The sequence below is a fragment of the Polaromonas sp. P1_E1_2 genome (assembly GCF_056406035.1).
Genome location: NZ_JBFUAZ010000449.1, coordinates 1 through 3,591 on the forward strand (window position 1 = coordinate 1; position 3,591 = coordinate 3,591).

Sequence of the window (3,591 nt, forward strand, 5' to 3'; positions counted from 1 at the left end):
CTCCATGGCGCGCTGTTCACGGCCGCCGCGCGTATTGCGCAGGCCTTGTTGCATCGCAGGGTCGTTGGCGTCGAAGCCCAGGCCAACAATGTGGACCGTTTGCCCCGCGAAGGTCACAGACACCTCGGTGCCCGTGAGGTAGTGCATGCCCTGCGCTTTGGCAGCGGCGGCGGCACGGTGCTGGCCGCCTATTTCGTCGTGGTCTGTCAGGGCCCAGAGTTCGACCCCGTTGGCCTTGGCCCGTTCAGCCAGTGCCTCCGGTGTCAGCGTGCCGTCTGACACCACAGAGTGGCAGTGCAGGTCGGCATTCAGGATGTTTTTGGGAGTCACTGAGCCATTTTAGGCTTTGCAGGGTATTGGTGCAGGCCGGCTGCAATCTCCCTGACCCCAGAAGGCTCGCTTTGCGCGTGCGCGCGATGCCCTTGCACTGAAGGCGGTTTTGAGATGTTTCAGGCCGCCAGCCCAATATAGGCAAGCGCGATCAGCTATAAATTTAATAGCGTTCTCTGCCTCGCCGGATATGCGTCACTACGCTTGAAATGACCGGTTGCTATGAAATATATAGCTACTTGCGCCCGTTCCTGTTGGGCTGCAGCCTTAAAGCCCCAAGGCAGTGAGTTCCGGCGAGAGTTTCTCCCACGGCACATCAAAGCCTGGCTGGCTGCGCTGCGGTGGCGGTGCATGGCTGCGCAGGGCCCAGTGGGCGCCGGCCAGCACGCTGTCGATCAGCGGCACGCTCACCCCGGGTTGCAGGGTCGCGGCCATGCCTGCCAGGCCTGCACCACCCAGAATGACGGCCTGCGCGCCCAGCTGGCGCACCGCGTCGCGGCAGGCCTGGGCGAGCAGGGTGCGCGCGGCGGCAGGGTCGGCCGCAAGCTGCGCCCCGGTCGGCGCAACGGTGTGGATGCCGGCCAGCGAAGGCGCATGGCCCAGCGCCTGGGCCAGCCGCTGCAGCATTGGCCCCCAGCGCTCGCCCCCGGTGACGATGGCAAAGCGTCCATGGCGCGCCGCCTCGATGAAGGCCGCCTCGGCCAGGCCGGTCACCGGCACCGGGCTGCTTTCGCGCAGCGCCAGCAGGCCAGGGTCGCCAAAGCAGCCGATCAGCACCGCATCAGGCGTTTCAGGTGCGCCACCTGTTTCACCTGTGCTGGCCAGCGCAGCGGCCCAAGCGTCCAGCGTGGCGTGAGACGCGACGGCATAGCTGGCTTCGTCCGAAATATAGGGCGCACCGAAACGCGCAGTGACGGTGCGCACCTGCACGTGCAGCCCGGCGGCGGCCTGTACGTGGGTCTGCAGCAGCGCACTGACCGAAGCCGACGTATTCGGGTTGATGACCAACAGCTTACGCATTGCACACGCCCTGAATCTTCAACCCAGCATGAGCCGCGGAACCGGCTTTGCCGGGCCGCAGGCGGGCGGCCCCCTCGGGGGGCAGCGCATTACACGAAGTGAAAAGCGTGGGGGCCATCAACTAAACAGCGTGGACAAGTCGGGCGCATCGTCGGCCGGCGGCGTGAACTGCAGCTGCGACTCCAGCCGCGTCAGGTGTTCGCGCATGTGGCGCGCGGCTTCCTGGACGTCGCGCAGGCGAATTGCGTCCAGCAGCTTGCGGTGCTCGCGGCAGCCGCAGGCGGCGGCTTCGTCGCGGCTGTCCTTGTGGGACGTGCTGTAGGTCATCAGGATCAGCGACGTGCGCGAGGTCAGCTCGCGCAGGATGCGGCCCAGCGTCTGGTGGCCGGCGCGCTCGGCGATCTGCAGGTGAAAGTCGCCTGACAGGCGGATGGCGCGGTGCATGTCGCCGGCCAGGCGCGCGGCTTCTTCGTCGTCGATGCAGCGTTTGAGCTGTTGCATGTCGGCCTCGCTCGCCTTGGCAATGAACAGCTCCACCAGCGTGGGTTCAATCAGCCGGCGCACCTCAAAGACTTCGCGCGCCTCCTGCTCGGTAGGCTGGGCCACAGTAGCGCCGCGGTTGGGAATGAGGGTGACGACCTGCTCATTGGCCAGGCGCACCAGCACCGGGCGTATGCGCGTGCGCGACACGCCGAAGGCACCGGCCAGCTTGTCTTCGACCAGCTTGGTGCCCGGCGGCAGGCGGTGGTCCAGGATGGCCGAGATCACGCGCTCATACATTTCGCTATCGGTCAGGGGAGTGGCTGTCGTTGCCTCGCTCATCGGGTGCCTTTCTTTTGCCGGCGGCCCAGCCACCAGGCCAGGCCCAGGGCCAGCGCCATGACCAGCAACGACACCACAGTGGTGACGGTACCCAGAGCATAAATGGACGGCGTGGTGACGGTGGTCGTCAGTCCCTGCAGCTCCAGCGGCAGGGTGTTCACGTCGCCGATGGCCTGCGAGGTGCGGGCGATTTCGTCCCAGCTCAGGGTAAARCCRAACATGCCGATGCCCACCACCGAAGGCGCAATCAGCGGCAGCACCACATGSCGGAAGCCCTGCCASGGCGTGGCGCCCAGGTCGCGCGCGGCTTCTTCGTAGGCCGGGTTGAAGCGGTTGAAAATCGCGAACATGATCAAAAGGCCAAAGGGCAGCGTCCAGGTCAGGTGCGCACCCAGCGCCGACGTGAACAGCCCCAGCGACGTGCCGTAGCCTTCCAGTGCATCGGCCATGCCGAAAGCCTCCAGCGCTTTCTTGACGCCGGTGTCGAGCAGGCGGAACTCCAGGCCAATGCCCAGCGAAACGATGATGGACGGCATGATCAGGCTGGCCACCACCACAAAAAACAGCGTGTTGCCGCCCGCGAGCTTCTTGCGAAAAGCCAGGCCGGCCAGCACCGACAGCAGCACCGTGAAAGCCATCACGGCCAGGCCCAGGCCCAGCGAGCGCTTGAGCGCCGCGCCGATGTCGACCACGCCCAGCCCTTCGGCCAGCTTGTAAAACCAGTGCAGCGACACGCCGCGCAGCGGAAACGTCAGCCCGCCTTCAGGCCCCTGAAAACTCAGCACCACGATGACAAACATCGGGCCATACAGGAACAGCACAAACAGCGCAAAGAATGCGGCCAGGAACCAGAAGCCGGCGGAGCGTTTTTCGGACATAGTTAGAACCTTCGCAGAAGGGGCCGCAGCGCCGGGCCGCCCCAAGCAAGGCCAGCCCCCTCGGGGGGCAGCGCAGTACACGAAGTGACAAGCGTGGGGGTCATAGCTCTTTTCGAATGTCGACCAGCCGCGTTAAAGCCCAGATGATCATCAGCACGATGGCCAGCAGGATCACCGCATTGGCCGCCGCCAGCGGAAATTGCAGGTAAGAGGTCTGCACCTGGATGATCTTGCCGATGGAGGCAATCTGCTGGCCGCCCATGACGCCGATGGTCACGAAGTCGCCCATCACGATGGTGATGACAAAAATCGAGCCGATGATGATGCCCGTGCGCGACAGCGGCACGATGACGTTCCACAGCGTTTGCCAGGCCGAGGCGCCGCTGTCATTCGCCGCTTCGATCAGGCTGCGGTCTATGCGCATCATCGAATTGAWGATCGGCACGATCATGAACATGGTGTAGAGGTGCACAAACGCCAGCACCACCGAAAAATCAGAAAACAGCAGCCACTCCACGGGCTGGTTCACGATGCCCAGGCC

At 64.8% G+C, this 3,591-nt stretch carries 5 protein-coding genes; all 5 read right to left on the bottom strand.

The window, feature by feature from the left end:
• A partial coding sequence (locus AC1D1P_RS17750) for a PHP domain-containing protein (RefSeq protein ID WP_477673873.1) occupies positions 1-330 on the bottom strand: 330 nt, incomplete at its 3' end.
• 267 nt (positions 331-597) lie between these two features.
• A complete protein-coding gene (locus AC1D1P_RS17755) occupies positions 598-1,350 on the bottom strand; it encodes an aspartate/glutamate racemase family protein (protein ID WP_477673874.1) in 753 nt (250 codons plus the stop codon).
• 117 nt (positions 1,351-1,467) lie between these two features.
• Entirely contained in the window at positions 1,468-2,172 is a 705-nt protein-coding gene (locus AC1D1P_RS17760; protein ID WP_477673875.1) for a GntR family transcriptional regulator, read from the bottom strand.
• The gene (locus AC1D1P_RS17765; RefSeq protein WP_477673876.1) at positions 2,169-3,050 is read right to left on the bottom strand and encodes an ABC transporter permease; all 882 of its coding nucleotides are present in this window, start codon (positions 3,048-3,050) and stop codon (positions 2,169-2,171) included. Before AC1D1P_RS17765 ends, AC1D1P_RS17760 begins: the two co-directional genes overlap by 4 nt.
• Positions 3,051-3,150: 100 nt before the next feature.
• A partial coding sequence (locus AC1D1P_RS17770) for an ABC transporter permease (RefSeq protein ID WP_477673877.1) occupies positions 3,151-3,591 on the bottom strand: 441 nt, incomplete at its 5' end.